This window comes from Bacillus haikouensis, assembly GCF_013179555.1.
GTDB lineage: Bacteria > Bacillota > Bacilli > Bacillales > Bacillaceae_B > Rossellomorea > Rossellomorea haikouensis_A.
The window spans coordinates 1-26,107 of sequence record NZ_JABMCR010000010.1 but is presented as its reverse complement, the minus strand read 5'-3'; the positions used below and the strand labels follow the sequence as shown (position 1 = coordinate 26,107).

The window sequence follows — 26,107 nt, the reverse complement described above, 5'->3', positions numbered from 1 at the left end:
AGCTGATTTGTTAACAGGGGTGCGGAGGTCAGTCCCTTGTCAGAATATCGAGCACATTTGCGGTAAATGCACCAATGTCCATGCTGGCTGCCACTCTGGCACACCCTGTCCCGGTACATTCCTCAACACCGGGACGAAAATCGGCGATACTGAGTCCCTCCGCATAGCCATCTTCATCCTCTACTTTCACTTGTTTACTTACATAAGAAAACATGCCGGGTATTTCCAGGGCGGCGATCACGGCGGCCAAGTCATGCTGAGGCGTACCTTCGATGCCGGGCTCAAGCTGCTGGTAGGCTTCGTAATAGAAGTCGAGAATCGGTTTGATGACCTGCTGCAGCGGTGTATCCGCACGGGTGTCTATGAAATCCACCAAAGCGGGGGTAAGCAAGGCATCACGTGTAACATTGAGGGGAATGATGGTTAGTCCCGGGGCGTTCTGGCAGACAAAGTCGGCAGCCTGGGGATCTCCGTAGAAGTTCGCTTCTGCCACTTCGGTGACATTGCCGGGCTCTAAAAAGGCACCGCCCATGATATAGGTTTCCTTTACAAGCTTCATCACTTCCGGACTTAAATACCAGGCTATCGCCAGCGATGTACATCTGCCGACTGTAACAATTGTGAGTTCATCCGGGTGCTGTTTGATCAGCTGAAACAATTTAGTGAAATTGGTTCTGCGCTGAAATGGTTCCTGGGACATTGGGGGAGAGATAGGGCCAAGTCCTTCTTCCCCATGGATTTCAGGAAAAAAGACCGGTGTTTCCCCGCTTAACGGGAGCGTGCTTCCTGCAATGACCGGGATATCCGTGCGCCCTGCAAGTTTCAGCAGATAGGCCGCATTACGGGCGCTCCTGTCACGGTCTGTGTTTCCGTAACCGGCGACGACGGCCGTCAAGTCAATTTCAGGATGTGTTAACGCATAGATCAATGCAATGGCATCGTCAATGCCTGTGTCGGCAAACAATATGATTTTTTTCATCTATTTCACCTCCTCTTATTGCATATGATAGAGAAGGGGAGACTGCGTGTTTGAAAGTACCAGATTCGATTGTACATCTAGTAAAACAGTACTTTCTACCTTTTTACATAGTTGTGCGGTTACCCCTGAAGCCGGGCAAGTCTCACATTGGCCGCTTTTTCCCGCAGGCGTATGCACATTGCCTCCGGGTCAACAGCCAGAACCGCCATCAAAGGGTTCAATCAAAACACAAAAAGAGAGAACCAATGCGGCTCTCTCTTTTTGTTTTTGACTCTACTTATCCCCCTTGCCTTCTTGTTTGGAGAAGGCTTTGGATAGGGCGTGAATGGCAAGTTCCAGTTGTTCGAGTTTCTTTTCAAGTTTGACGAGCAGAAAAAGAGTGACTGCAATCGGAAAACCGAAATTGCCCAATAATTGAATGAACACAGAATATTCCATTGCGAGACCTCCTTACGTTTGGTTGCTTGAAAGGCTGTCGATAGTTGGAACGATACTTGACTATGGCTGCAGATTGACTGCTTTTGCAATACCTGCAGCTATGGCCTGTGACAAACCTTGAATGAATGTGGAACTTTTCAAATGAGAAGCATCGCCAGCATGGTCGATGAACAGATTCTCGAGTAAAATTGCCGGCATCGCAGTTTCCCTCAATACAGCGAAGTTGGCTTCTTTCTGACCTCTGTCACGAAGACCAAAGCCTGCATAAAATTTCATCATTTCAGCATGGACCACATCCTGGCGCCTCCCTGTTTCGGTTCCTGCCGTACCGGGGTAGATAAAGCTTTCGAACCCTGTCCCCCCGCCGGCATTATGGTGGAAGGAGACGAAGTAATCAGCACCAAGTCCGTTTGCAAACTGTGCCCGCTCTGATAACCCGACGTAGACGTCCGCCGTTCGCGTTAAGATGGCTTCGACAATATATTGTTCTTCCAGAAGGGTCCGGACCTTTGAAGCAATTGTCAATGTCAACTGTTTCTCTTGCAGCCCGTTTCCTGTTGCACCGGGGTCATTCCCGCCATGTCCGGGGTCTAGTATGATCTTTGGCATGCTCATCATCCTCCCTTCTTAAGCCCAATACCAGAATTGAGATCCATATGGGTACTCGATACGGCTGTCAACATGGACAAAGGTATTGTATTTGATGATTCCGCTGAATCCGCAGGTTTTTGCGATCTCAGCTGTTTGGGAAGGTGTCTTGCCTGAAGGGTCGGTATCGGCTGCCACCCCGTATAGATGCATACTGTTCGAAGCTCCTCCGACATTGCTGTTATGATTGATGCTTCTAAAGCCTGAATTGATCGTAATCGGCGCATTGCCAAGCTTCTTGCGGAGAGCTTCAAGCTTATACATCAATCGGCGTACATTTTCCCTTACCTGACTTGAGCCGACCTTCCCGCCAGAAAAACCGCTGCCGTCTTTGGAATGGAATTCGCTGAAATTGAAATGGGCGGTAGATCCGTCACTGCTTTCAAGTGCATTCAATTGATTATGAGTCTGGGGACCGGCAATTCCATCAGCCGATAACCCGTAAGCACGCTGGAATCGCTTGACTGCTGCCTCCGTTCCGGGACCGAAAGCTCCGTCGATCGTCACCTTCGTCTGTGAAGCAGAATCAGAAGCCCATCCCGCCACACGGATTTGAAGCTCCTTTACATCACTGCCGGAATCACCATTTCTCATTGTTCTCGTCCAGTTCATAAAAGCATCTCTCCCTCAGGTTTAGTAGATTTTTGGTTGAAGGCACGTACCGCTTTAAACGTTTGGGTACGGGCAATTGGTGAGACAGCCAAAAGGGATGCAGAGTAAGAGTGGCCATCCCTGCCGCGCTTACTCCGTTTTGCTTGCCTTACACTTTATAAAGAAGAGGGTGCAGGAGAAATTACAACCTCGGATATGAAAACTTCTCCGGGACCAAAAAAGGACAAGTAAACGCGAGGGGCGCGCGTACTTGTCCTTTTTAATAGCTTATTCAGTATCATTTTCAACGTTCTGGAGGAGCGGCTATTTCGTTAAATCAAATAATCCGGGCACATCTTCAAGCGAGTAGTTCCGGACATAGGCGAGCACTTTGATCCGTAACTCCTGTTCAAGGTCTTCGCGGTTTTCCTGGCGGGTCAAATGCAGGGATTTCCTGATCTTTGGCTCAAAGGTGCGGACCACGTTCACTTCATAAAGCGAGTTATCCTTCGCTTCTTTCACCATGTCATAAAGCGCGTTCATCTTTTCGTGCTCCTTTCTGCAATTCTTCTCTTAATCTTTCCAACGCTTTCCTGTGGGATTTCGAGACAGCCTGCTGTGAAACCCCGAAGACCCTCGCAATCTCTGTATCGCTCATTTCTTTCACATAGGCGAGGTCAAGGATTTCCCTTTGTTTGTCCGTCAGTTTTCTGAATGCAGCCAGCAGCACATCGTCACTGATTGCTTCTTCCAGGGATTGTTCTGGTATTGCGAGGGATTCCCCGGAGTCGGGAATCATGTCTTTAAACGTTCCATCTTCATCCCCGCCGAGCGGCTGGTCGAGGGTCAACAGCTGCCGGCCGCGGTGAAGACGGATTTTCTTATCAAAATTGACGCTATGAAAATATAAGGATGAACTTACATAGGAAGTAAATCGGATCCCAAAGTAATGAGCCTTGAATGCTTCGTTCAGACAATCCTCCGCTGAAGGGCTGGGTGACGTCAAAAATGCTTTCAGAAGTTCCTGGTGTTCGGGCTGGGTCATAAACGATTCCACTGCTTTATTTCCTTTTAAATCAGGATAGATACGATAAAATCTTTCTTTTAATGAGTCCATTTTTCTCACCACCATTAGAACGTATGTTCGGTTAAATGTTTAAAAAAAAAGCGGCGGATACAATTCCTGCTTTTAGTATATAAAGAAACCTTCATCAAAAAAATGACAACCTCAATATTTAATATCGTTCCAATGTACTATTCATTAAACCATACACCGATTATTTTATGAAGGGAGAAATGCACTAATTTTTCCTGAAAAGGGAGGAATAGTTAGAGTTGACGCGGTTAGAAGGATGATGTTTTTGAAGGGGGAGGGATTGAGGGAATTGAAAATAAAAGGTTGTAAATAGAAAAAAAGACCATAGTGGAAAATAAAATGTCTAGTTGAAAATAAATGGTGTGGATTCGATATAAACCGGTCTGAATTCAAATAATATTCCGATGCCAGTCCGCTTTTTAATTTGTTTTTTCCTTTCACGGTTCGATACACAAAAATGAACCCGCCGTCGACTATAAAACGGCGGGTTTCAATTATCGTCATCGCATCACACTGCCGCCGGAGATCTTAATGGATTCACCGACAATGTTGCCTGCTGCATCACTCAGCAAATAGACGATCGTGTTCGCCACTTCCCCGGGGGAAGTCAACCGGCCGGATGGGATGCTTTCTTTGGCCAGCTCCAGCTGTTCCCTGTAGCTGCGGTTATGGCGCTCGCCCTTGGATTTGATGGCGTTCCTGCCCATTCCGGTGTCCACGTAGCCCGGGCAGATCGCATTGACACGCACACCATGCTCGATGGCTTCAAGGGCGAACGCCTGCGTGAAGCCGATCACGGCAAACTTGGATGCACTGTATGCCGCATTGCCATGCGTGCCTCTCAAACCGGAAAGGGAGGATATGTTGATGACCGCCCCTTTCCGGTTCTCTTTCATGCCTTTATAGATAAGTTGTGTGAGCTCGACAAGTGAAAAATAATTCAGCTCCATTATACTTCTCATATGATCTTCTGACAGGTTTTCAATGATATCTCCTCCGCCGATCCCTGCTGAATTGACGAGACCGGTGATCGCACCGAACTCGTTCTCTGCAAACTCTGCCAGCTGGTCACGGGCCTGGGGTTTGGTAAGATCCGCCTTGACAGCAAAAACCTTATCCTCACCACATATCTTTGTTAACTCATTCAATTTTTCCTCGTTCCGCCCAGTTATCGTCACCCTGGCACCGGCCGAAGTGGCTGCTTTTGCCGTCTCATACCCGATTCCGCCGGTCGCTCCGGTTATCAAGATGTGCTGTCCTTCCAACGTTTTATCATGAAATGGAAAATTCATAGTGTCCCTCCTTTTCCTATTTCATGTAGTTTACCCGCGTGGCTTGGGGGTGAAACGGTGGATGACAGAAGGCGGGACCATTTTCCATAAAAAAAGGCACTGACAACGTAATCAGTGCTCTACATAACAGAATTTATTCTTTTCCCACACCATTCAAGATCATCTGCACCGTCATATCGATCTCTTTTTCGTCATCCCAATTTTCTTCCGGCAGGAAAACGTAGCGGACAAGGAGCAGTCCGAAAATGCTTGTAGCCGAGAAGCGGACGACTGCAGGAGAAGGGAGGTCGATGATTTGGCCTTTTTCTTTGTAGTGATCGACAAGTGAAGTGAATTTTTCAAAGATCTTCCTGGCGATATGCTCCTTGAACTGCTCCTTCAGTTCAGGATGAAACGGGATTTCCTGGATCAGAATCTTAAAGACGGTCATATTATCCTTGAGAAATTCCTGGCGGTTCAGAATCATCGCCTTCAGGAAATCTTCATAGCGTTCATATTTGGCGTCCAATACTTTGTTGATATCGCGTATCACGAATGGAGCAATCAATTTTGCCATCGTTGGAGATACAATCGAAAGAAGCAGGTCCTTCTTTGTTTTATAATGACGGAAGATCGTGCCTTCTGCTACACCTGCTTTTTTAGCGATCTGGCTCGTGGATGTGGATGCATAGCCTTTTTCGGCAAACATTTCGATTGCGGCTTCCACAATCTTCTGCTGCTTCTCCGTGAATGGTTCTTCCTGTTCGAATAATTGTTTAAAGATATCTTTTTCTTCAGCCATGCGTAAACCCCTATCGTAGTCATTGTATCTTATATTTTACGGTATTTTTTTAGGGCTGCAACATTTAGGGTAATGAACAATAGTGAAAAACCTGCAAGGACACCCAGGTTGAGCAGCAGGTCAGTGAAACCGAACCCCCTGATCATCACATCCCGGAGCGCATCCGCAGCATAATAAAGCGGTGTGAACGGCCCAATCCAGCTTAGCCACTCTGAAATTGTATCGAGATTGAACAATCCGGAAAAAAAGATTTGCGGCACCACGACAACCGGGATGAATTGCATCATTTGCAACTCATTCTTGGCAAAAGCGGACAGCAATATTCCGAGCGTCAGAGCTGTAAATGAAAGCAGCACGATCACAATCAATACATTGAAGAAGCTGCCTGTCATCATCATGTCGAGTATATAGATGGAATACCAGGAAATCAACGCAGCCTGCAAGAGCGTCACCATCCCGAATCCAATAACATAACTGACGACCATTTCCCAAATCTTGATCGGTGAAGCTAAAAGCCTTTCAAGCGTGCCTGTCGTTCTTTCTCTTAAAAAGGAAACCCCGCTTATTAAAAAAACGAAGAAGAACACGAAGAAACCGAGCAGTACCGGCCCAAACGAATCAAACATCCCCATCTCTTCATTTCCATATAAAAAAGTCACTTGATCTGATAGATTCGCAGCTTGAGAAGGAAATAGAGTCTGGACCTTCTTCATGACGGCCCCGTTTATCGACGGATCACTTCCTTCCACGACAATATCAGGAGAAGAAGAGTGATCGAATGTAACATATCCATCCAACTTCCCGTCTTTCATCGCTTCCCGTGCTGCATCTTTGTTCTCGTATCGGTCAAATCCGCCGAGTTCAAGCTTTGTTTCCAGATGCTGAGGCACATTGACGACCGCCACTTTTGCTTCGTATTCTTCAGATGAAAACACAAGCGAAATCATGGTCAAGATTAAGATAGGAGCCAAAAACATCAGGGCAAGCGTCCGTTTATCCCGGAAAAGCTGCCTGATGATACGAAGAACGAAACCGCTAATTCTCAAGGGGAACACCTCCATTTTTCAGAAAGACATCTTCTATTGAACTCACACCGAATCGCGATTTGATTGCAGCCGGCGTGTCGCTCGAAATGATCTCCCCATGCTGAAGGAGCCCAAGCCGGTCGCAGCGCTCTGCTTCATCCATGACATGTGTCGTGATGATGATCGTCCGGCCGTCTTCCTTAAGTTTACGGAATCCTTCCCAAATCTCTTTCCTCAGCACTGGATCAATTCCTACAGTCGGTTCATCAAGGAATAAAACCTCGGGATCATGCAAAAGCGCGATCGCGAGCGACAGTCTTCTTTTCATGCCGCCCGAAAAGTGATGCACCGGTTTATCGAGGTGGGGGAGGAGGTCGACCATTTCCATCACATTTTCAATTTGTTGTTTTCGCTGTCCTTTTTTAAGCCCGTAGAGTGAAGCAGTGAACGATAAATTCTCCCTTGCCGTAAGCTCACCGTAGAGGGCATCGGACTGAGCCATATAGCCGATAGATGGATACAAATTCTTCGCTTTCAACTTACTTCCTTTGAACGTGACACTCCCGTTTGATGGAAGTTCAAGCCCGATCATGAGTTTGATCAGCGTCGTTTTCCCGGAACCGGATGGACCGAGAAGCCCGTAAATCTCACCTTGTTCAATCTCGAGCGATACGTCTTTAAGGACATCTTGGGTTTTGAAAAATTTTGATAAATTGCTTAACTGGATGATTTTCTCCATGATTTCACACCTTTCAAGTGTTGATATGGAATAATGAGTGATTACTCACTTTTAACTATAATATGTTTTAATAATCTTGTAAAGTGAGTAATCACTCATTTTGAGGGTGGACTGTTTATTTTTGAAAAATAACATTCCATACCGAAGTTTCGATGTACAAAAAAGAGGCAGGGACAATACAAAAAACAACTACCGACCATTTTAGTGATGACTTTGAATACCGCTAAGATTTCCATGCAAGACTTTGCCTCCACAGGCAGCCCGTGAGCCCTCGACACAGTCTCCTGCGGGGTCTCAATTTGGCCGCTTCTCCCGGAGGAGCCAGCGTCTTGGACGCCAATCGCTCGTTGCAACAAAACGAAAAAACCCGAACTAATTTGAATCCAGGAATTCAAATTAGTTCGGGTTTTACTTAGACTAGAACACTTTAATTCCAGCCACTTACATCTAATCATTCAGTTTTCTAAAGAATGTTTTTTGCCGGCAAACCTTAATCTACCTTGTCATTCTCCCACTGATAGCTCCAGAAGTTCTCGACGGTGACCCACTTTAACGCTTCGCTGTCGTTGATTTCAAGGCCTTTCTCAAGATCTTTAAGCATCCAGGCAGTCTGGGAGATATGGGCTTTCAAGGTTTTGATCTTTTGATCCCTTACCGATGTGATGTCGTTGATGATATCAGGCTCACCAAGCTCTTCCCGGCAATTCTTGGAGAAGGCGAGGCAGTGCAGTTTCGGTCGTGATTGTTTAGGAAGGCGGCGGACGGCCCGTACGACTGCCCTTGCCGTCGCTTCATGATCGGGATGAACAGAGTAATCCGGATAGAAACTGATGATCAAGGATGGGTCGAGTTCTTCAATCAATTCCGTTACCATGTTCGCGAGCTTTTCGTCGTTTTCGAATTCGAGCGTTTTATCGCGGTAGCCCATCATGCGCAAATCCTGGATCCCCATGGCCTCGGCTGCTTTTCGCAATTCTTTTTTACGGATGAGAGGCAGTGATTCACGCGTTGCGAACGGAGGATTACCTAAGTTGCGCCCCATCTCGCCAAGTGTCAGGCAGGCGTATGTGACGGGTGTTCCGTTGTTTATATGAGTCGAAATCGTACCGGACACACCGAATGCTTCATCATCCGGGTGCGGGAAGATGACAAGTACTCTTCTTTCTTTTTCCATTGCTTTCTCTCCTTTATTAGTTAAATGGAGTGGGGCTGATTTCGAGTGCCACTGCAAGCTTTCCGTCTGCACCGTGGCCTGCCATCAGAAGGCGGCCGTGTTCATCCATTTCATAGTGGGTAAGGCCTTCGGCATAAATCCAGCCGAGCTCGATTTTTAATCCGACGCGAAAAGGTCCGTCCCCGATGATCTTCCCGTGCTCATAATTGACTTTCGCGTTGCGGATATAGGCTCCGGCGTTAAAGAAGCCCTCGTTGAAGTGGGCGGCGTAAGCCCCGTTCGTCGTTTCCAAATGTATATAGACATCCTGGCGGGCGAATTGATTGATCAATCCCTGCGCGTCAGCAATCCTGATCGGTTCCATTCCAGTTCCTCCTTAAGTACAGAAAAGACTCTTACGTATTATGTTCTATATTACTAAAGTTTTTCCGTGATTGCGAAAAGTCTGTTTGCAGGAGGGGGGAGGCTGGGAAAGAGATAGTGTATAAAATCAGTGAGTGGTTGTGAGGTTTTCTATGATCTGGGAGAAAGTAATGGGGATGTGACACATATCCGTTCATTTTTCATTGATTCAACTATTGCTTCTGCTGAAAATCATCCCGACCTGTGACGTTTTAAAAAATTTCTCGTATAAGAAGGTAGGAGATTCCTTCTTAAACAACGGAATATAAGTATATTAATATTTATTGTGCTGCTTTCAAGATAATTGAGCCTGTTGTCGAAAAATCTCTATCTGCCAAGCTCCAGGCCTTGATCCAGATATCACTGCATTCAAAAAAGGTGCCACGCACAAATCATCCCAAATGTGCCTGGCACCGCTTCATCCTTATTTTTCAACCCGATTATATGCTCCGTGCATCACAGGGCCGACATATTCGTTCAGCTTAAATCCGTGTTTGATGGCGGCTGTGACGAATTTTTTTGCATTTTCGACTGCTTCTTTCACATCTTGTCCATTGGCAAGGTTCGATGTGATGGCCGCGGCGAATGTGCAGCCTGCGCCGTGGTTGTAGGTCGTTTCGACTTTCTCTTCCTCAAAAACAGTGAATTCGCTGCCGTCATAGAACAGGTCGAGTGCTTTGTCATGCTCGAGCTGCTTGCCGCCTTTGATGACAACATTCTTAGCTCCGAGGTCATGGATCTTCTTTGCCGCTTCTTTCATCCCTTCGATCGTTTTGATGGGACCGGTCTGGGCGAGCTGACCTGCTTCGAATAGATTCGGTGTGACGACGGTTGCGCGCTGAAGAAGATGTTCTCTCATTGCATCGGTTGTTTCAGGATTCAGTACTTCGTCTTCGCCTTTACATACCATAACAGGGTCGATGACCACTTTATCCAATCCGAATTGGTCGATTTTTTTGGCAGCAAGCTCGATGATTTCGACGGTTCCGAGCATGCCGGTTTTCATTGCGTCGATTCCTACAGAAAGAACGGTCTCCAACTGAGCTTCCAGCGTCTCGATTGAAAGTGGGTGAACGCTGTGGTGCCAGTGGTTATTCGGGTCCATCGTGACGACGGTCGTCAGGGCTGTCATTCCGTAAACGCCGTGTTCCTGAAATGTTTTCAGGTCGGCCTGGATACCGGCTCCTCCGCTCGTATCCGATCCAGCGATTGTAAGGGTTTTTTTCAATGTCATGGGTGATTACCTCCTAAATTCGTATCCAATTTTAGTCTGAATAAAGAATATAATACTGCAAGCGGAATTACAAATTTTCTTTCTTTTTCAACATGAAGAAGCCCCGCCCCTCAACGAGTGGGGGACGGGGCTTCGGGTTGATTAGAATGGGTTTGTGTTATTCGCTCTTGCTTCTTTGGATGCAACAATGACGAGTTTCCCTTTGTCGAGTTCTTCTTCGTAGGTTTCGGCTTCTGTACGATTCATGCCGACAGCCTTCATCTTGGAACGCAGTTCATCCCCGCGGCTTTTGAACAGGTTCCCCATGCTTTCGATCATTCCCTGTTCTTTTACTCCGATGGATTCAGTGCCGGTTCCGTGAGTGATATCCTCCGAACGGCCTTTGTCATGAGCAAACACGTAAATATCGTCTTTTGTGTAGCCTTCCGTTGTTAAGGTCTCAATCTTCGTTTTAGCTCCTACCACGTTTTCTACAACTTCTACTTTATACATCTAATTCTCAACCTCCCATAGTGATTTTGATCTTGTTTATGTTTTTCCCGATGCACACAGATTGAAACTTCCATAATCTAGTAATGAATTTTGATAGATTAATTGTTTCCAAGATTCGACAGGTTTTCATATAATAGAGAGTAAGGAAGGTGAAGTATCCTGAGTACACAAAATGAAAAGATCAGGCAAATGGAAGGGATTTTGGAAGAGTTAAAGGCGAATGAAAGAGAAACGGGTGCCACGGTGGCCGTTAACCATAGAAGTAGAAGCAACAGGAAATCATGGAAGCTGATGACGTCGGTTCTGTCTTTCTGGAAGAATCGGATCCTGCTTATCCTGCTTCTGATCATTCTGCTGGTGGGAGGGACCGCGATCGGCATGTATTCATGGCTGGCGGGTTCTACTTTTACAGAGGAAAAGGGTTCGTTTGTGGAGCGGATTCAGGAAATGAGCTCGCTCGCAACCGCACAAGGATTTGTGAAAGCGGTCATTGAACAGGAGGATAATCAGCTGTTTGGAAAGGATATCAGTGCAGATATCCCGGGCACGAAGCGGAAGCTGCTGATGGTGGTGCCGGGGTCGGTGCTGGCAGGCGTCGATTTACAGCAGATTGATAAAAACGATATAGTGGTAGATGAAGAGAAGAAAGAAATCCAACTGACGCTTCCCCGGGCGGAGATCCTTCAAGATCCGTCCATTGATACTGAAAATATAAAAACCTTCTCCGTTGAAGGGATTTTCAGAAATGACGTTGACTGGAATGAAGGCTTTGCCCTGGCTGATGTGGCGAAGGATCTAATCAGTCAGGAAGCGATTGAACAAGGTCTTCTTCAGGCAGCCGAGAAAAATGCCGAAAAGTCGTTGAAGGGTTTATTTGAACAATTGGGATATAAAATGACCATTACGTATCAGGACTAGAAAGGATGTCTCGCATTGTCACCTGCTATTTTCAAAAATGATTGGTCTCAGATTCTGGAGGAAGAGCTTCAGAAAGACTACTATCTGAAGTTAAGAGAGTGGTTGAAGGGAGAATATCAATCGTCGGATACGCATCCGTTCATGCATGATATCTTTAATGCATTTCATTATACTGCCTACCAGGATGTAAAGGTTGTCCTCTTGGGACAGGACCCTTATCACGGTCCGAATCAGGCAGAGGGACTCAGTTTTTCTGTCAAAAAAGGCATCAAGGTACCGCCTTCTTTGCGAAATATGTATAAGGAGCTTCAGGATGATATCGGGTGCAGCATTCCAAATCATGGTTCACTCGTGAAATGGGCGGAACAGGGTGTCCTTCTATTGAATACCGTATTGACCGTCGAGGAAGGGAAGGCTCATTCCCACCGGGGAAAAGGGTGGGAGGAATTCACGGATAGAGTGATCAGGCTGCTGAATGAACGCGAAATGCCGATGGTGTTCCTTTTATGGGGAAAACCGGCTCAAAGCAAACGGGCATTGATCGACGAATCAAGACATAAAATCATTACTGCGCCTCACCCCAGTCCACTATCCGCTCACCGAGGCTTTTTTGGAAGCAAACCTTATTCACGTACGAATCAATTTTTAATGGAGCAGGGAATGGATGAAATCGACTGGTGTGTGGAATAAGCAAGATGTTTCACGTGAAACATCCATGAACTCCTTGTCTTTCGTCATAGGATTTCAGCTTAACTTCAGGAGGCGAATGAGGTGAAAAATGAAAAGCGGATCAACTGCTTCGAGTGCCGCTATTTTTATACAACGTGGGAACCCGCCCATCCGAGGGGCTGCAAAGGCTACAGCTTCAAGACGAAATCGATGCCGTCAATGATCGTCTTCCAGTCATCAGGAAGTCCTTGTTTGAAGTTTGCGCCTAAATCAGAATAAAGAACATATTTGATTATTCTTCTATTTAGAATTAGGATTATGATGTAGATTATAATCATGATACGCAAGCTCTTGCAAAGTGAAAGGAGGCACGGAATGAATATTCCTCATCACAGCGTCATTAGAAGGATGGAACAAGAACTGGCAAAAGCGAAATCTGCCGAAAAATCCCAGCAGATTCGAGAGCATATAAATTCGATTAAAGTACTGTGTGAAGTTCTGCTTGAGGAGAACAACCAGGGATTGAGCTTCAATGCTCCTGCCCAGCCTCAGCAGACAATTCCATACGCCCCTCAGCAGGAACCTGTCCAGAAGCCGGTATCGATTCAGAAAGAAGAGCCGCTTGAGACAGACGACGGGGCAAACGGGGATTCTTTATTTGACTTTTAATAGGATCGGAGGAGAAGAACGATGAAGACATTCATAATCATCGGAGCACTGAGCGCCTTTCTGTCAGTTGGACTGGGTGCATTCGGTGCACACGCACTGGAAGGAAAGATCGAGAAGAAGTACATAGATACATGGAATACAGGTGTTCTTTATCAAATGTTTCATGCGATCGGCATCATTATCATCGGGGTTCTGATGGGAACCGTTTCCCCGACGTCACTGCTGTCCTGGTCGGGCTGGCTGATGCTGATCGGTACGATTCTTTTCTCGGGAAGCCTGTACGTCCTCAGCTTATCCGGGATCAAGATTCTCGGGGCGGTCACACCGTTTGGCGGAGTGAGCTTCCTTGTCGGATGGATTCTGCTCGTGATTTTTGCAGCGAAAACGATGTAATTGAAAGAAGTGACTGACTCCCCGGAGTCGGTCTTTTTTTTGAGCTGAAGACCAGTCCCCATTACTTTAGAGCAATAGGAGACGGGCCTTCGAAAACAAAAATAATAAGTGTTCAAAAGGGTATTTTGAACACTTAGGGTTGAAATTATCGCTGTGAGTAGCTGGTCATGCCGTTTGCCCCAAATGGGTATTCATATTCGATTTCTTCATCGAAGGTGATGTAGTCAAGATAGATCATCGGGATAAGGTAGCGCGTTCCGGTTTGAGGGTCACTTAAGATAAGGTGATCGCGTCCAGCGGCTTCGATGATTCCTTTGAAAACCTTCGCATTCCATTCTGTATTGTTTTCAAATGTTGCGTAAACCGTCGCCACTTTCCCTTTGTTCAGGCGGAGGATGTTCTCAATATAGGACTCTTCCACCGGAAGCATACCAGGAACGTTTTGCGTTTGTGCCTGCGTACTCTGCGGCGGAGGAACCTGTAGACCGCCGTTTTGCCCATTTTGTAAATATTGGCCCTGGCTCTGGCCCTGCTGGCCCTGCCCCTGCATTCCAGCAGAATAATATTGCCGATAAGGATCGAAAGCAGCTTGAGTATACCCTTGGTAATAAGGGTTGGGTTGATTAGTTGACAAGTGATAGACCTCCTTGAAAATCATGATTTGTTCAGGTGACTCTGAAAAATGGAACTTAAAAGAGCCTGTCAAATTAAAAGGCTTTTGGACACTCTGCTCTGGTTGGAATAAAGAAACAATGTGATTTGAAGCGGCCTGAGTTCGCCTGGTTATACCATTGGGCGGGACAGCTTCCTTCCGGCCGGAAGAACCATAACGAATTGGAAGCAGGATGAAATCTCTCGCCTCTTAATGTTTTTCTGGCAAGATTGATGTCTTTTTCCCTGGCCCGCTGATAGAAATACCCCTTTTGTGTGGCTTCGAATCCGCCCGGACTTTGAAAAACCATTCTTTGGATGGTATTGATATCTTTGAAGTCCAGACATCTTACCCTTACCCGGTTGATCCCGACGTTCCCCACCATCAACATCCCAAGCTGACCATCACCTTCGCCTTCAGCCCTCATCAATCGAGCGAGGAGCTTCACTTCCTTCTCGTTAAAAGGAACAACAGCCATCTTCCCACCTCACTTCAGAAGAAGCTTTCTGTCTCACTATTTCATGTCTATGTCCGGGGGAGAAAAGATATTCTTATAATTGGGAAGAATAGATAAAATCAGTTGGTTAATTTCTTGATTTATTCAGCAGGTGAATCTTTCACGAAAATGGGCTCATCTCTATGTAACTTGCGGTTATTTCTGCCGTCTAATAATGTAAGGAAAAAGTTACAAAAACATCAAGAAAAATCATAATGGGGGCTTAACGATGAAAAAAAGTACATTTATTAAATCAGCTGTCATGGCTTTGACCATATCGGCGCTGGGTATTTCCAGTACACGAGCAGCGGATTTCCATCTGATTCAAAAAGGGGATACACTCTGGAGTTTGTCGCAAAAGTACGGGACGACAGTGGACCAACTGAAGGAAAGAAACAATCTGGATTCCAATACGATATATGCAGGTGAAAAGATCCATTTCAATAAACTGATCACCGTCAAAAAAGGAGATACATTATGGAGCCTCGCTCAAAAGAATAATAGTACAGTCGGACAATTGAAGCATCTAAACCGGCTGAATTCAAACACCATATATATTGGGCAGAAGCTTGAAATTCCAACGTTTGTATTGGTAAGGGCAGGAGATACATTATGGGGCATCAGCAGGACGTATGGATTGACGCTGGAAGAATTGAAAAATAGAAATGGGTTGAAGAGCAATCTTATTTTGGCAGGGCAAGTATTGAAGGTGAACAAGACAACAGCAGATCAATCAGCCGGATACGATGCCGAAAAGGTTATACCCGGATTGACGCCTAATATCGGATACTACTACACGGCAGAGGAACCGCGTAAATTCATCCTTCAATCAACCAATGACGATTCCTATTTTGCCAGAGTCGAAGTACTGGGGGCACATGCAGATATCAGCACCATTAAGAAGAATGCACAAGATGAACTTAAGCTTCTGGGGAAGGTCAGCGAACTCCCGACAGACAATTCATTGCCATTTTACAAAGGCGCTGAATTTCTGCTGCATGCACATGATTCCAAAACGCAGAAAAATATCGCTGTAAAAGAAGTGGATGGGGTTCTATTGAAGTTTACGATTCATTTCCGAAATGCAGAAGAGTCGGAAGGAATTGTTCCGGAAATGGTGAAAATGCTGAATACAATCAAAATAAAGTAGCGGGTGGGTTTAAATCAATAAAACAGTCCAATTTAGAGTAGGTACTCCAAATTGGACTGCTTGAGTAGTATTCATTATACATGAAGGAATTTCGCGATTCCTTCTTCTTCTAAAAGGTTACCTACATAGAAAGTTCCGAATTCGCCGTAGCGTGCACTTACTTCGTCGAAACGCATTTCGTATACAAGTTTCTTGAATTGCAGGACATCATCTGCGAATAGCGTAACGCCCCATTCGTAATCGTCAAAACCGACAGATCCGGTGATGATTTGTTTTACTTTGCCTGCATATTGACGGCCGATCATGCCGTGGCTTTTCATCATGGAACGGCGCTCTTCCATCGGCAGCATGTACCAGTTGTCGTTACCCTGGCGGCGCTTGTCCATCGGATAGAAACAGATATGCTTCGCCTTCGGCAGGATCGGGTAGATGCGCTCCTGCACATAAGGATTGTCGTATGGGTCACCTTCAGTCGGCATGTAGTTTCCAAGCTCGACAACAGATACGTATGAGAACGTCGGAATCGTGAATTCAGCAATTTTCAGCTTATTGAACTCATTTTCCAGCTCATTTAATTCTTCCATTGTCGGACGAAGGATCATCAGCATGAAATCTGCTTTCTGACCGACAATCGTGTAAAGAGCATGACTGCCTTCTTTTGCAGCCTGTGTCGTATTTAACTTATCTAAGAAACGGTGGAATTCAGCGATCGCCGTCGCTCTTTCTTCACTCGGAAGCATCTTCCATGAAGTCCAATCCATCGCACGGAAATCATGCAGTGAATACCAACCATCCAATGTTTGTGCTGGTTCTGCCATGTTCAATCACTCCTTAAAGTTCTATTTCCATTTTCACTATATCATAGTTTGGTCAAGGAGGAGGAATACGAAACCCATATGTCGTTAAAATGGCACAATTAGAGGGATAGGAAGCGCTTTATCGGAACACACTAAACGTTGTTTACATAGTGGGTTGTCAAAATTCATAATGGGTATAGGAGAAATGCAGGCAAGGACGAATTTTTTGAAAACAAAAACTTTTATCGTGTAACCGATAACATTCGTCCTTTTCCTTGAATTCCTATAAGAGTAGAGTATTCTAAGAATGGATATGTAAAACAAGGAGGTTCCTCTATTGAGTAACTTATTTACAACGTTAACAAATAAAATCAAAGGCAAAGAATTGAAGATCGTCTTCCCGGAAGGTAATGATGAGCGCATTTTACGTGCTGCATCCCGCCTTGCAAGCGACGGTGTGCTGACCCCGATCGTCATCGGGAATGTCGATAAGGTCCAGTCGGCAGCTGCCCAATCAGGCGTTAAGCTTGATGGATGCGAGCTTGTTGACCCCGCGTCATTTGCGGGCATGGATGACCTTGTGAAAAGCTTCGTTGAACGCCGTAAAGGTAAAGCGACGGAAGAAGACGCAAAGAAAATCCTTCTCGACGGCAACTACTTCGGGACAATGCTCGTATATACCGGACAAGCACAAGGACTCGTAAGCGGTGCTGCCCATTCAACGGCAGACACAGTCCGCCCGGCCCTGCAAATCATCAAAACAAAGGAAGGCGTGCGCAAAACATCAGGCGTCTTCATCATGGTTCGTGAAGAAGAGAAATACGTATTCGCCGACTGTGCCATCAACATTTCTCCTGACAGCCAGGACCTTGCGGAAATTGCGGTTGAAAGTGCAAAGACAGCTGAAATGTTCGACATTGATCCACGTGTTGCGATGCTTAGCTTCTCTACAAAAGGATCTGCAAAATCTGCAGAAACTGAAAAAGTGGTTCAAGCCATTACGATTGCAAAGGAAAAATCCCCTCAATTGACAGTGGACGGTGAATTTCAATTCGACGCAGCATTCGTACCGTCTGTAGCTGAGAAAAAAGCACCAGGCGCGGACATCCAAGGGAACGCAAACGTCTTCGTATTCCCAAGCCTTGAAGCTGGAAACATCGGGTACAAAATTGCTCAGCGACTAGGGAACTTCGAAGCAGTAGGACCAATCCTCCAAGGGTTGAACGCCCCTGTGAACGATCTATCCCGCGGATGCAATGAGGAAGATGTGTATAAGCTTGCTTTAATTACGGCTGCGCAGACGCTGTAATTATTGATTCTGATTTAGAAAGGCTGGACTCAACGTTGGGTCCGGCCTTTTTTTAGGTTGGTTTGAGGGTGGATCTTGGCCAGGCACAATATTTATGTTTTTAGTCTGGCTTGGAAAGGTCAATTTGAACCTGGTTCGGAAAGGTCAATTTGTGCCAGGAACAATTAGGTGGATTTGTGCCTGGCACAAAAACGGTTATCTGTTCCAGGCACAATGCAGGGGGTTTGCACCAGTTTAGTGATAGGTAATGCCTGTATCCGCTTTTTGTACCAGGTACAGAGGGGGCTGTATTGTACCAGGTACTCTGGAGTTGGGTTTGTAGCAGGTACAATCATAATCCGTGGTGCCGAGGACAATTTGGGATTGCTGTGCCAGGCACAAATGCTACGGTTTGTGCCTGGCACCACCACAGCACGCACCCGAACAACCCGGCCACACACCAAACACCCCCGCCCTTTCCGGGTTTTCAATCCACTCCCCAATCTATGATATAATTAAACCCGCATGTTTTCAGTGAAGGAGAAGCGTTATGGATAAGGAAAAAGTGTTTGAACTGCTTCGCCGGGATCGGTGGAGGGTGATAGATCAGTCGAGCCTTGGGCCGATGTTTGGGGCGCTGCAGTCGTTTGCTATGGATGATACGCTGTGCACGGCTGTGGGAGCGGGTCAATCGGATCCGGCTGCACGATCATGGGTCCATCATCAAACGGTGGTGCTCGGCATTCAGGATACCAAATTGCCGTTTCTGTCCGATGCGTTAAATGTGTTGGAGGAAGCGGGTTATCAATATATTGTTCGAAATTCAGGCGGATTGGCGGTCGTCTTGGACGAAGGCGTCCTCAATCTTTCTTTGGTTTTCCCCGATTCGGAGAAGGGGATCGATATCAACCGCGGTTATGATGCGATGCTGCTGCTGGTTCAGGAAATGTTCAAGGACTTTGATGTGAATATCGAAGCGAAGGAAATCACCCAGTCCTATTGTCCGGGGAGCTATGATTTGAGTATACGCGACCGGAAGTTTGCCGGGATATCACAGAGGCGGATCCGGAATGGTGTAGCCGTTCAGATTTATCTTTGTGTAAACGGCAGCGGTTCTATGCGGGCGGAGTTGATCCGGGATTTCTATGCAGCAGGTCTTCGGGATGAGCAGACAAAGTTCACCTTTCCGAAGATTGAACCTGCTGTGATGGCATCCCTTTCTGAGTTACTGGGCGTGGAATTATCCGTCCAGGATGTGATGCTGCGTTTCCTTCAGTCCTTAAAGGGATTCAGCGTTGAAATATACTCAAGTGCCCTTCAGGGTGAAGAGTATACGATGTACGAAATGTATTATGGACGGGTAGTCGATCGGAACGGGAAGGTTTTAGGGTAATCAATTAAGCAAAGATCAAATGGCAGTGTGCACATTTGGTCTTTTTTTATTGTTAGGTAAAGGCATTTTTTTCTGCAAACAGCCTTGGGATCTGTATGATGTGCGAGTCTGTTTTGGTAAAAGATTGAAACTTTTCAGATGCTAATCCGTACGTTTAGATAACATCGTACTACACAATGGAGGAGAAGCATGTGTATTTAACAGTTGATATACAAGAAGCGGGCTATGCCGGGGATTCGAATGTGTTGAAGGATATACGGTTCTCGGTCGGGGCAGGTGAACTGGTCGGGTTAATCGGACCGAATGGTGCAGGGAAAAGTTCGACGATCAAGTCGATTCTCGGCATTCTTCATCATGCAAACGGCAGGGTCGAGGTGAGTGATTATGCATATATTCCTGAGCGGCCGATTTTTTATGACCGGTTGACGCTGTGGGAGCATATCGACTTTCTGTTGTCCACGTTAGAGGTGGACGAGGAGGAATTCAAGCTTGAAGCGAAAAGGCTGCTGGATTTCTTTCAATTATCACAGCGCATTCATCATTATCCCGAGAACTTTTCGAAAGGGATGCAGCAGAAGGTGATGCTGATCCTCGCATTTCTGAAAAAGCCCGATTTGTATATTATCGATGAGCCGTTTATGGGCCTCGATCCCAATGCGACAAAAAAACTGCTTGAGCTGATTACAAAAGAAAAACAGCGCGGTGCAGGGATTCTGATGTCTACCCATGTACTGGATACCGCAGAAAAGATTTGCGACCGGTTCGTCCTTATTTCAAACGGGAAGCTTGTTGTACAGGGGAAATTGGATGAGGTTCAGGAAGACAGCGGATTAAGGGAAGGTTCGCTTTTTGACTGCTTTGATGCGTTGATGGAGCGTGATCATCATGTCGGCTAGGAGGCTGTTCTTCGGCAGAGCTGCGGGTGAACTGAGATATCAGTGGGGCGTACTGCGCTCGGTCCTTGATTGGACAATTGTAGTCTATTTAGTCATTCCGGCAGTGATCGCGGCTCCATTTCTGTATGAAGATTTCTGGCAGAATCATCATCTTTACTGGAGTGAAAGGCTGCCTCTCGAGCTGTTGTTCATCATCGTCCTTCTCTTGTCAGCGACCGGGAATTTCAGAACATACCTGATGGAAGCGGACCTGCTTCATTTGATTCAAAAAAAAGCACTTCTGAATCCATTGAAGCGCAATGGATTCTTCCTGTCCTTTTTCGGGGCATTCTTCAGGGAGTTTGTCATTTTCATTGTGTTTCTGCCGCTGTTTTCGGGTGTGTACGGGCTGGGGGTTCAGCAGCTGATTCCATTATACCTGGCAGCATGCTCATTCCGGCTTATTTTTTTAACGATAAAAAAAGTCCTTGCACGGACTTCGAGTATATCGATTCTCTTTATTCTTCTTGTCCTTCTTGTCACTCTGTCAGTGAATGTCAAGCCGCTGATAACCGGGGTTGTCAGTCTATTCGTCATTGGAGTCGTGTTCATCCACCATCTTTCTCAAATCACGAATACGAATCGCTGGTTTTTAAAAGAAATCGAGATTGAGGGCAGGGAAAGGGTCCGATTCATCAAACTGATCATGAACTTTTCAATGGAAGTGGAAAAGGAGCCGGTCAATCAGAGAAACCAGCCTCTTATATTCGGGAGGGGATCACGGCGTATTTTTAAAAAGAGATCGAAAGAAAATGGGGTTCTCGACCTTCTGTTTAAAGGGTTTCTGCGCAGGAATCATCTTATGACGTACTTTCAAATCACTGGTATTACCGTGTCGGCGATCATCGTGCTGCCTGTTTGGGTGAAATGGGTGGTGTTTCTCGGTTTCGCCTTCTTTATCCGATTCTGGTTGAAAAACATATTCAGTAAAATGATAGAAAGTTCCTTTTTCGAGATCGTTCCTTACGATAAGAAAGTGTCAGAGTCAGCCCTGCTGCGTTTTAAAAAGATTCTGTCTTACCCGGTGATCGGTCTGACGGGCGTATTGTCGGCTTTATTTACGCTTGTGGAACTCTGGAGCCGGTTTGGGTGAATTTTAATAGTAATAGAGTGTGAGGGTTGTTTGGTGCAGGGGTGTATCTTAAGGAGAAGGAATCCGGTTTCGCCCTATAAACTTGTCTTTTTGAGCAGAGATGGCAAGCCCCACTGAAATGAAAAAAAAATCCCCCACATATTTTGCTATCAACAATAAAAGCCAGCACACCCTTTTAATAAAAAGGCATACTGGCTTGGGAACCCTATGTGGGGTGACTAACTAACAAGATTTACTCTGCTACCTTCTCCAGGTTGCCGTTCCGGTCCATCTTAAAGCGGGGCGCTTTCGCTTCGCCTTCTTCATCGAACAGGACAAGCTTGCGGGCTCGGTTCATGATCTGCATGAGTGTTTCGTAGTCTTCCTGCATGGTGACCGAATTATTTTCGAGTTCGGAGACTTTCTTTTCAAGCTCCTTGTTTTCTCTTCTAATCTCAGCGATTTCATGCTTCAATCTCTGATTCTCGATTTTTACGAGATCCGAGTTTACGCTGGATTGGGCCATGTTTTGCAAGAAGGCGATCACTTTTTCAAGTGTAACTTCACCGCGGGTGCCGGTTGGGTTCACAATATGCTGTGCAGCTGGAGCCTGCGGTGCAACGGGTTGTTCTTCAACAGTTTCAGAAACTTCAACTTCCGTTTTGTTAGAATTCTGTGAAAGCTGCTCGGTTGCCGGTATATAATCCTCGAATTGGAACTCCATTTCCTCTTCCGCTTCCTCCACTGATAGAGACATAGCATCCAGCTCTTCGAATGAAGGTGTAGGCGGCTTGTACAATAGTTTTTTCTTTCCGCCCTGATCTTTCCCCAGTAAGCGGTGGCGCTGTTTGCGCTGTTTTTTTGCCAGTTGGAGGGCTTTCTCATACTGATGACGCACCACTGCATTCCAGCGGAAACCGCAGGCTGCGGATGTGCGGTTCAGTTTATCTCCGACTTCTTCGAAAGCGTTTAGCTGTGTACTGCCTTCGCGCACATGACGCAAGACGGTCTCGGCTAACAACAGATCATTTTCATCAGTCCAGGCATCCTGTCTAGTCTTCATCATATTCATCTCAACTCCCATAATTTACTTAAATTGCCTCGTTGATTTAAGGATGGGCAGATTTATAGATTTTTATACGAATATGTTAAAAAAATTTTGAATCTGGTAGTTTCGTTGCGATTAGCCTCCTCCTGGAACACCGCTTTTTGATTACCGCTTCTCGGTAATCTTCAAGTGGTTTATACTGTCCAGCTGCAGCGCTTAGAGGGCCATGTCATAAGTCATACCGGCCAAGAAGGCAAGGAACTCCTGTGTGACCGATCCGTCTTATGCCACCTGCCATCTGAGTAAGGATCTTCTGCTTTTTCGCCACGAGCCTTCGTCCTCCCCGTCAATCAAACGCTGGGTTCAGTTAAGACAATGGAAGCTGTCCCGCGCAATTGCACCCATCAATGACCCGTCGTGAATGAATCACCACAACCTGGAAAACATGCTCTCTTGCAAATCCTTGCAGAAAACTGTATTCTAGAAATCGATGTTTATTCAAATGATGTTGATTTCAATAGATAGAAAGGGTTGTTGACATATGGCAAACGAATTCCGTGTTTGCGATGATTGTCAGGCCGTAAACTTAAAGACCTTAATTCCAAAATTAAAAGAAATGGACCCGGATGCGCCGATCGATATCGCGTGCCAGTCCTATTGTGGTCCAGGACGCAAAAAGACATTCGCCTTTGTCAATAATCGTCCGGTAGCGGCATTGACGGAAGAAGAATTAATGGAAAAAGTCCAAAAAAAAATAAAGAAATAACAGATCGGATCCGAGAAACTTCCAATAAGGGAGTTTTTTCTTTTCCCTTTTAACTGCTGAACGCCCGTCCTGCACCGCTTTAATCATGCGGCGCTGGAGCTTGTCGGGAGGTTTATGTTTCCTGTTTAAAGGAAACTATTTAAGGGATAGAGAACTAGGATAAGAAGGTAAACTTTTTGTCAAGATGGTGTAAATGGCTGAATTTTTTTTGGGGCAGATGGAGTGCCCGGCATGATGTGATTAGGGGACAAATTTATATTTTTTTCGACAAAATTCGAGATGATGGCCGGGTCCAAAGTCGCTATAATAGAAATATGATAGTTAGGAAGAGGGTTAAAGATGGAGTATTCCAAGCAGAAATTACATGAAGAAAAAGTATTTAAAGACCCTGTTCATCGGTATGTTCATGTAAAAGATCAAGTGATTTGGGATCTGATTGGAACGAAGGAGGTTCAGCGTCTCAGGAGGGTCAGGCAGCTGGGGACGACGTATCTGACCTTCCATGGTGCAGAGCACAGCAGGTTCAACCATTCCCTCGGGGTCTATGAAATCATCCGGCGGATCGTCGACGATGTCTTTGATGGCAGGCCGGAATGGGATCAGGATGAGCGGCTGCTGTCCCTTTGTGCTGCCTTGCTGCATGACCTTGGGCACGGTCCATTTTCACATTCTTTTGAAAAAGTGTTCCAACTTGATCATGAGCATTTTACACAGGAAATCATTTTGGGCGACACAGAAGTGAATCAGGTTCTTTCAAAAGTAGGGAAGGATTTTCCGAAGCATGTGGCTGAGGTCATCGCGAAGACTTACGAGAATAAGCTGGTGGTGAGCCTGATTTCAAGCCAGATCGATGCAGATCGGATGGATTATTTGCAGCGCGATGCCTATTTTACCGGGGTGAGCTACGGTCACTTCGATATGGAGCGGATCCTGCGTGTGATGAGACCGCGTGAAGATCAGGTCGTGATCAAGCAGAGCGGAATGCATGCTGTCGAAGATTATATCATGAGCCGTTATCAGATGTACTGGCAGGTATACTTTCACCCGGTCACGCGCAGTGCAGAGGTGATTCTGACAAAGATCTTACATAGGGCAAAGGCGCTTCATGATACGGGATACTCTTTCAAGCAGAAACCTCTGCATTTTTACTCTCTGTTTACGGGGAATGTGGCACTTGAGGATTACTTAAAGCTCGATGAATCTGTGATCATGTATTATTTTCAGATTTGGCAGGAAGAAGAAGACAAGATTCTGCGAGATTTATGCGAAAGATTCATGAACCGCAATCTCTTTAAATACGTGGAATTTGATCCGGCGAAGGAATACAAGAAGCACAGTGAACTCGAGGCGTTATTTAAAAAAGCGGGTATCGATCCCGACTATTATCTGGTCGTGGATTCCTCCTCGGACCTTCCATACGATTTTTACCGGCCGGGTGAGGAAGAAGAACGTCTTCCGATCCATCTTTTAATGAGAAATGATGAGCTTCGTGAGCTCTCGAGGGAATCGGATATCGTGGATTCGATATCGGGCAAGCGCAGAACCGACCATAAATTATACTATCCAGTGGATTTACTATACGACGAATCAACGAAGAAGAATATAAAGAGACAGATCCGCACGATTCTGGAACTACCTTAGAAAAGGGCTGTTTTTTACAAAACAGCCAAGACACCAAAGCCAATGGAGAATCTGCTAAATGCAATACTAGGAGTAGGAGATGACGAACATTGTTGAAAGAACATGCAAAACTGATGAGTGCCTTTTTAGCTTCCGGTGAAGTGGTGGGGAGGAAGAAGCTGCAGAAGATGATCTTCATCGCGAAGAAACTGGCCTTCCCGTTTCAGGAAAAATTCCAATTTCATTTCTACGGCCCTTATTCAGAAGAGCTGACCCTCCGCGTAGAGGAACTCTGCAATATGGGGTTCATCTCGGAAGTGCGGGAGAAAAAAGGCGGCTACTACCAATATCGTTACACTGTCACGAAAGAAGGGGAAGACTTCCTTTCAATCTACGAAAAAGAAATTCCGAGCCTCAAGGACTGCCTGACAGATATGAACGGCCAGTCTGCACGTTTTTTGGAGCTTGTTTCGACTGTCTTATATTTTGATAATCTTTCTAAGGAAGAAGTTTGCGAAAAGGTATTTACGCTGAAAAGCAAGCAGAAGTACACAGAAGAAGAAATCAATGAGGCGTTTGGCTACATCGAAGGGTTGAAGAAGGTCAAGGTTGTTCAATAATGGGATGGAAGGGCTGCTCTTTTGAGAAGGGCGGTCTTTTTTTTGAGGGTTTTTCGATATGAATGACGTTTTGGGAAGTTGTATGGGTGTAGATTGGTTCTGGAGACCGGATATGCTGACTTTTATTGATATATGCGTATTTTACTATATATTGGTTTCCGGTCAGCTCTCGTTCAACTTTCCGCCAGAAAACAAAAAAATACCCTCAAAGCCGGTGCTTCAAAGGTATTTCTTAGTGAAATCTATTGATCACTCAATCTTTTCCCGCCAACAGCGTAATGACCCTTCGTCATTTCTTCGATGAATACGACGATTTTGTCTTCTGCGGCACCAGTTGTTTCACTGACTGCCAGGGTGACTTTTTCGACCAGTTCTTTTTTTTGATCTTCTGAACGTCCTTCAAGCATTTTAACGGTAACGTAAGGCATTATGATTCGCTCCTCATCTCTGATTTTGATACAATCGGGTGTAGAACCCTGCTTCTTTACTGTAATCCGGGAAGAGCAGGGAAGCAAGCCCGGATGATGAAAGTCATGAGCAGGACTTTTTCTGTATACTATTGAATAAGAAAGTAAAACATTTTTAAAGGAGTACATACATTTGGATACTTTTCGCAATTTATTTGAGTCAGTTTCGGTCTTTTCGCTGGAAGAGCTTCCGTTTGTGGTCATCGCGTTGATTCTGGCTTTCACGGTCCATGAATTTGCGCATGCGTATGTGGCATACAAAT

At 45.7% G+C, this 26,107-nt stretch carries 32 protein-coding genes and 1 pseudogene; 14 read left to right on the top strand and 19 right to left on the bottom strand.

From position 1 onward, the window contains the following. Positions 1-28: 28 nt before the first annotated feature. The 14 genes from HP456_RS02285 to HP456_RS02220 form a co-directional block, all read right to left on the bottom strand. Positions 29-979: a nucleoside hydrolase gene (locus tag HP456_RS02285; RefSeq protein ID WP_172248400.1), complete on the bottom strand. Its 951-nt coding sequence runs from the start codon at positions 977-979 to the stop codon at positions 29-31. Positions 980-1,252: 273 nt separating this feature from the next. Beyond that, positions 1,253-1,417, bottom strand: a complete 165-nt coding sequence (locus tag HP456_RS02280; protein WP_172248399.1) for a YvrJ family protein — start codon at positions 1,415-1,417, stop codon at positions 1,253-1,255. A gap of 60 nt (positions 1,418-1,477) precedes the next feature. Next, the gene (locus tag HP456_RS02275; RefSeq protein WP_172248398.1) at positions 1,478-2,026 is read right to left on the bottom strand and encodes an N-acetylmuramoyl-L-alanine amidase; all 549 of its coding nucleotides are present in this window, start codon (positions 2,024-2,026) and stop codon (positions 1,478-1,480) included. Positions 2,027-2,044: 18 nt separating this feature from the next. Further along, positions 2,045-2,677 (bottom strand): D-Ala-D-Ala carboxypeptidase family metallohydrolase, encoded by a 633-nt coding sequence (locus HP456_RS02270; RefSeq protein ID WP_172248397.1) that lies wholly within the window; start codon positions 2,675-2,677, stop codon positions 2,045-2,047. Between the two features lie 303 nt (positions 2,678-2,980). Beyond that, positions 2,981-3,199 (bottom strand): hypothetical protein, encoded by a 219-nt coding sequence (locus tag HP456_RS02265; RefSeq protein ID WP_172248396.1) that lies wholly within the window; start codon positions 3,197-3,199, stop codon positions 2,981-2,983. Next, positions 3,183-3,773 carry a sigma-70 family RNA polymerase sigma factor gene (locus HP456_RS02260; protein WP_172248395.1) on the bottom strand — a complete coding sequence of 197 codons (591 nt, stop codon included), beginning with the start codon at positions 3,771-3,773 and terminating at the stop codon, positions 3,183-3,185. The genes HP456_RS02265 and HP456_RS02260 overlap by 17 nt, the downstream gene beginning before the upstream one ends. Before the next feature lie 479 nt (positions 3,774-4,252). Continuing rightward, complete coding sequence (locus HP456_RS02255) at positions 4,253-5,044, bottom strand: SDR family NAD(P)-dependent oxidoreductase (RefSeq protein WP_172248394.1); 792 nt, start codon at positions 5,042-5,044, stop codon at positions 4,253-4,255. A 133-nt stretch (positions 5,045-5,177) separates the two neighbouring features. Further along, the gene (locus HP456_RS02250; RefSeq protein WP_172248393.1) at positions 5,178-5,825 is read right to left on the bottom strand and encodes a TetR/AcrR family transcriptional regulator; all 648 of its coding nucleotides are present in this window, start codon (positions 5,823-5,825) and stop codon (positions 5,178-5,180) included. 29 nt (positions 5,826-5,854) lie between these two features. Beyond that, positions 5,855-6,871: an ABC transporter permease gene (locus tag HP456_RS02245; protein WP_172248392.1), complete on the bottom strand. Its 1,017-nt coding sequence runs from the start codon at positions 6,869-6,871 to the stop codon at positions 5,855-5,857. After that, positions 6,861-7,589, bottom strand: a complete 729-nt coding sequence (locus HP456_RS02240) for an ABC transporter ATP-binding protein (RefSeq protein WP_172248391.1) — start codon at positions 7,587-7,589, stop codon at positions 6,861-6,863. The genes HP456_RS02245 and HP456_RS02240 overlap by 11 nt, the downstream gene beginning before the upstream one ends. Before the next feature lie 490 nt (positions 7,590-8,079). Then, positions 8,080-8,763, bottom strand: a complete 684-nt coding sequence (bshB2, locus tag HP456_RS02235) for a bacillithiol biosynthesis deacetylase BshB2 (protein WP_172248390.1) — start codon at positions 8,761-8,763, stop codon at positions 8,080-8,082. A gap of 16 nt (positions 8,764-8,779) precedes the next feature. Further along, a complete protein-coding gene (locus HP456_RS02230; RefSeq protein WP_172248389.1) occupies positions 8,780-9,127 on the bottom strand; it encodes a YojF family protein in 348 nt (115 codons plus the stop codon). 462 nt (positions 9,128-9,589) lie between these two features. Next, positions 9,590-10,399: a pyridoxine/pyridoxal/pyridoxamine kinase gene (pdxK, locus tag HP456_RS02225; RefSeq protein WP_172248388.1), complete on the bottom strand. Its 810-nt coding sequence runs from the start codon at positions 10,397-10,399 to the stop codon at positions 9,590-9,592. 141 nt (positions 10,400-10,540) lie between these two features. Continuing rightward, positions 10,541-10,891: a YflT domain-containing protein gene (locus HP456_RS02220; protein WP_172248387.1), complete on the bottom strand. Its 351-nt coding sequence runs from the start codon at positions 10,889-10,891 to the stop codon at positions 10,541-10,543. Between the two features lie 189 nt (positions 10,892-11,080). Between HP456_RS02220 and HP456_RS02215 the strand changes: the two genes are divergently transcribed. The 5 genes from HP456_RS02215 to HP456_RS02195 all read left to right on the top strand — a co-directional run bounded on the left by HP456_RS02215 (position 11,081) and on the right by HP456_RS02195 (position 13,540). Next, positions 11,081-11,809, top strand: a complete 729-nt coding sequence (locus HP456_RS02215; protein WP_172248386.1) for a DUF4230 domain-containing protein — start codon at positions 11,081-11,083, stop codon at positions 11,807-11,809. Between the two features lie 15 nt (positions 11,810-11,824). Continuing rightward, complete coding sequence (locus HP456_RS02210; protein ID WP_172248385.1) at positions 11,825-12,499, top strand: uracil-DNA glycosylase; 675 nt, start codon at positions 11,825-11,827, stop codon at positions 12,497-12,499. Between the two features lie 81 nt (positions 12,500-12,580). Further along, a complete protein-coding gene (locus HP456_RS02205; protein ID WP_172248384.1) occupies positions 12,581-12,757 on the top strand; it encodes a uracil-DNA glycosylase in 177 nt (58 codons plus the stop codon). 96 nt (positions 12,758-12,853) lie between these two features. Then, a complete protein-coding gene (locus HP456_RS02200) occupies positions 12,854-13,147 on the top strand; it encodes a YwdI family protein (RefSeq protein ID WP_172248383.1) in 294 nt (97 codons plus the stop codon). A 21-nt stretch (positions 13,148-13,168) separates the two neighbouring features. After that, a complete protein-coding gene (locus HP456_RS02195; protein WP_172248382.1) occupies positions 13,169-13,540 on the top strand; it encodes a DUF423 domain-containing protein in 372 nt (123 codons plus the stop codon). A gap of 145 nt (positions 13,541-13,685) precedes the next feature. Here the strand turns inward: HP456_RS02195 and gerQ are convergent, their stop codons facing one another. Both gerQ and HP456_RS02185 read right to left on the bottom strand, forming a co-directional pair. Further along, on the bottom strand, positions 13,686-14,174 hold the full coding sequence (gene gerQ / locus HP456_RS02190; protein WP_376766183.1) for a spore coat protein GerQ: 489 nt from the start codon (positions 14,172-14,174) through the stop codon (positions 13,686-13,688). Between the two features lie 73 nt (positions 14,175-14,247). Next, positions 14,248-14,670 carry a cell wall hydrolase gene (locus tag HP456_RS02185; protein WP_172248381.1) on the bottom strand — a complete coding sequence of 141 codons (423 nt, stop codon included), beginning with the start codon at positions 14,668-14,670 and terminating at the stop codon, positions 14,248-14,250. A gap of 247 nt (positions 14,671-14,917) precedes the next feature. On the opposite strand from HP456_RS02185, the gene HP456_RS02180 reads away from it, so the two are divergent. Beyond that, the gene (locus HP456_RS02180) at positions 14,918-15,838 is read left to right on the top strand and encodes a LysM peptidoglycan-binding domain-containing protein (RefSeq protein WP_172248380.1); all 921 of its coding nucleotides are present in this window, start codon (positions 14,918-14,920) and stop codon (positions 15,836-15,838) included. Positions 15,839-15,912: 74 nt separating this feature from the next. Here the strand turns inward: HP456_RS02180 and hemQ are convergent, their stop codons facing one another. Beyond that, positions 15,913-16,656: a hydrogen peroxide-dependent heme synthase gene (gene hemQ / locus HP456_RS02175; protein WP_172248379.1), complete on the bottom strand. Its 744-nt coding sequence runs from the start codon at positions 16,654-16,656 to the stop codon at positions 15,913-15,915. Positions 16,657-16,972: 316 nt separating this feature from the next. Between hemQ and pta the strand changes: the two genes are divergently transcribed. The 4 genes from pta to HP456_RS02155 all read left to right on the top strand — a co-directional run bounded on the left by pta (position 16,973) and on the right by HP456_RS02155 (position 21,344). Further along, entirely contained in the window at positions 16,973-17,944 is a 972-nt protein-coding gene (pta, locus tag HP456_RS02170; RefSeq protein WP_172248378.1) for a phosphate acetyltransferase, read from the top strand. A gap of 529 nt (positions 17,945-18,473) precedes the next feature. Further along, a complete protein-coding gene (gene lipL, locus HP456_RS02165; protein ID WP_172248377.1) occupies positions 18,474-19,316 on the top strand; it encodes an octanoyl-[GcvH]:protein N-octanoyltransferase in 843 nt (280 codons plus the stop codon). Positions 19,317-19,507: 191 nt separating this feature from the next. Next, complete coding sequence (locus tag HP456_RS02160) at positions 19,508-20,212, top strand: ABC transporter ATP-binding protein (RefSeq protein WP_312857723.1); 705 nt, start codon at positions 19,508-19,510, stop codon at positions 20,210-20,212. Next, positions 20,202-21,344, top strand: coding sequence for an ABC transporter permease (locus HP456_RS02155; protein WP_172248375.1), 1,143 nt, complete (start codon positions 20,202-20,204; stop codon positions 21,342-21,344). The genes HP456_RS02160 and HP456_RS02155 overlap by 11 nt, the downstream gene beginning before the upstream one ends. 232 nt (positions 21,345-21,576) lie before the next feature. On the opposite strand, the gene HP456_RS02150 is transcribed toward HP456_RS02155, so the two are convergent. Beyond that, positions 21,577-22,386, bottom strand: coding sequence for an RsfA family transcriptional regulator (locus tag HP456_RS02150; RefSeq protein WP_281357940.1), 810 nt, complete (start codon positions 22,384-22,386; stop codon positions 21,577-21,579). Between the two features lie 526 nt (positions 22,387-22,912). Between HP456_RS02150 and HP456_RS02145 the strand changes: the two genes are divergently transcribed. The 3 genes from HP456_RS02145 to HP456_RS02135 all read left to right on the top strand — a co-directional run bounded on the left by HP456_RS02145 (position 22,913) and on the right by HP456_RS02135 (position 25,377). After that, positions 22,913-23,137: a YuzB family protein gene (locus tag HP456_RS02145; RefSeq protein WP_172248373.1), complete on the top strand. Its 225-nt coding sequence runs from the start codon at positions 22,913-22,915 to the stop codon at positions 23,135-23,137. A 339-nt stretch (positions 23,138-23,476) separates the two neighbouring features. Further along, complete coding sequence (locus HP456_RS02140; protein WP_172248372.1) at positions 23,477-24,778, top strand: HD domain-containing protein; 1,302 nt, start codon at positions 23,477-23,479, stop codon at positions 24,776-24,778. A gap of 89 nt (positions 24,779-24,867) precedes the next feature. Then, entirely contained in the window at positions 24,868-25,377 is a 510-nt protein-coding gene (locus HP456_RS02135) for a YwgA family protein (protein WP_172248371.1), read from the top strand. 242 nt (positions 25,378-25,619) lie between these two features. On the opposite strand, the gene thmT is transcribed toward HP456_RS02135, so the two are convergent. Continuing rightward, positions 25,620-25,805 carry a 2-hydroxymuconate tautomerase gene (thmT, locus tag HP456_RS02130; RefSeq protein ID WP_172248370.1) on the bottom strand — a complete coding sequence of 62 codons (186 nt, stop codon included), beginning with the start codon at positions 25,803-25,805 and terminating at the stop codon, positions 25,620-25,622. A gap of 172 nt (positions 25,806-25,977) precedes the next feature. Between thmT and HP456_RS24965 the strand changes: the two are divergent. Continuing rightward, positions 25,978-26,107, top strand: a pseudogene (locus HP456_RS24965) (site-2 protease family protein); the annotation flags it as partial.

Bases quoted from the DNA above. Each gene is read 5' to 3' on its own strand.
- HP456_RS02285 (WP_172248400.1), bottom strand. From the start codon at position 979: ATGAAAAAAATCATATTGTTTGCCGACACAGGCATTGACGATGCCATT.
- HP456_RS02280 (WP_172248399.1), bottom strand. From the start codon at position 1,417: ATGGAATATTCTGTGTTCATTCAATTATTGGGCAATTTCGGTTTTCCG.
- HP456_RS02275 (WP_172248398.1), bottom strand. From the start codon at position 2,026: ATGCCAAAGATCATACTAGACCCCGGACATGGCGGGAATGACCCCGGT.
- HP456_RS02270 (WP_172248397.1), bottom strand. From the start codon at position 2,677: ATGAACTGGACGAGAACAATGAGAAATGGTGATTCCGGCAGTGATGTA.
- HP456_RS02265 (WP_172248396.1), bottom strand. From the start codon at position 3,199: ATGAACGCGCTTTATGACATGGTGAAAGAAGCGAAGGATAACTCGCTT.
- HP456_RS02260 (WP_172248395.1), bottom strand. From the start codon at position 3,773: ATGGACTCATTAAAAGAAAGATTTTATCGTATCTATCCTGATTTAAAA.
- HP456_RS02255 (WP_172248394.1), bottom strand. From the start codon at position 5,044: ATGAATTTTCCATTTCATGATAAAACGTTGGAAGGACAGCACATCTTG.
- HP456_RS02250 (WP_172248393.1), bottom strand. From the start codon at position 5,825: ATGGCTGAAGAAAAAGATATCTTTAAACAATTATTCGAACAGGAAGAA.
- HP456_RS02240 (WP_172248391.1), bottom strand. From the start codon at position 7,589: ATGGAGAAAATCATCCAGTTAAGCAATTTATCAAAATTTTTCAAAACC.
- bshB2 (WP_172248390.1), bottom strand. From the start codon at position 8,763: ATGGAAAAAGAAAGAAGAGTACTTGTCATCTTCCCGCACCCGGATGAT.
- HP456_RS02230 (WP_172248389.1), bottom strand. From the start codon at position 9,127: ATGGAACCGATCAGGATTGCTGACGCGCAGGGATTGATCAATCAATTC.
- pdxK (WP_172248388.1), bottom strand. From the start codon at position 10,399: ATGACATTGAAAAAAACCCTTACAATCGCTGGATCGGATACGAGCGGA.
- HP456_RS02220 (WP_172248387.1), bottom strand. From the start codon at position 10,891: ATGTATAAAGTAGAAGTTGTAGAAAACGTGGTAGGAGCTAAAACGAAG.
- HP456_RS02215 (WP_172248386.1), top strand. From the start codon at position 11,081: ATGGAAGGGATTTTGGAAGAGTTAAAGGCGAATGAAAGAGAAACGGGT.
- HP456_RS02200 (WP_172248383.1), top strand. From the start codon at position 12,854: ATGAATATTCCTCATCACAGCGTCATTAGAAGGATGGAACAAGAACTG.
- HP456_RS02195 (WP_172248382.1), top strand. From the start codon at position 13,169: ATGAAGACATTCATAATCATCGGAGCACTGAGCGCCTTTCTGTCAGTT.
- HP456_RS02185 (WP_172248381.1), bottom strand. From the start codon at position 14,670: ATGGCTGTTGTTCCTTTTAACGAGAAGGAAGTGAAGCTCCTCGCTCGA.
- HP456_RS02180 (WP_172248380.1), top strand. From the start codon at position 14,918: ATGAAAAAAAGTACATTTATTAAATCAGCTGTCATGGCTTTGACCATA.
- hemQ (WP_172248379.1), bottom strand. From the start codon at position 16,656: ATGGCAGAACCAGCACAAACATTGGATGGTTGGTATTCACTGCATGAT.
- lipL (WP_172248377.1), top strand. From the start codon at position 18,474: ATGGATAAGGAAAAAGTGTTTGAACTGCTTCGCCGGGATCGGTGGAGG.
- HP456_RS02155 (WP_172248375.1), top strand. From the start codon at position 20,202: ATGTCGGCTAGGAGGCTGTTCTTCGGCAGAGCTGCGGGTGAACTGAGA.
- HP456_RS02150 (WP_281357940.1), bottom strand. From the start codon at position 22,386: ATGAAGACTAGACAGGATGCCTGGACTGATGAAAATGATCTGTTGTTA.
- HP456_RS02145 (WP_172248373.1), top strand. From the start codon at position 22,913: ATGGCAAACGAATTCCGTGTTTGCGATGATTGTCAGGCCGTAAACTTA.
- HP456_RS02140 (WP_172248372.1), top strand. From the start codon at position 23,477: ATGGAGTATTCCAAGCAGAAATTACATGAAGAAAAAGTATTTAAAGAC.
- thmT (WP_172248370.1), bottom strand. From the start codon at position 25,805: ATGCCTTACGTTACCGTTAAAATGCTTGAAGGACGTTCAGAAGATCAA.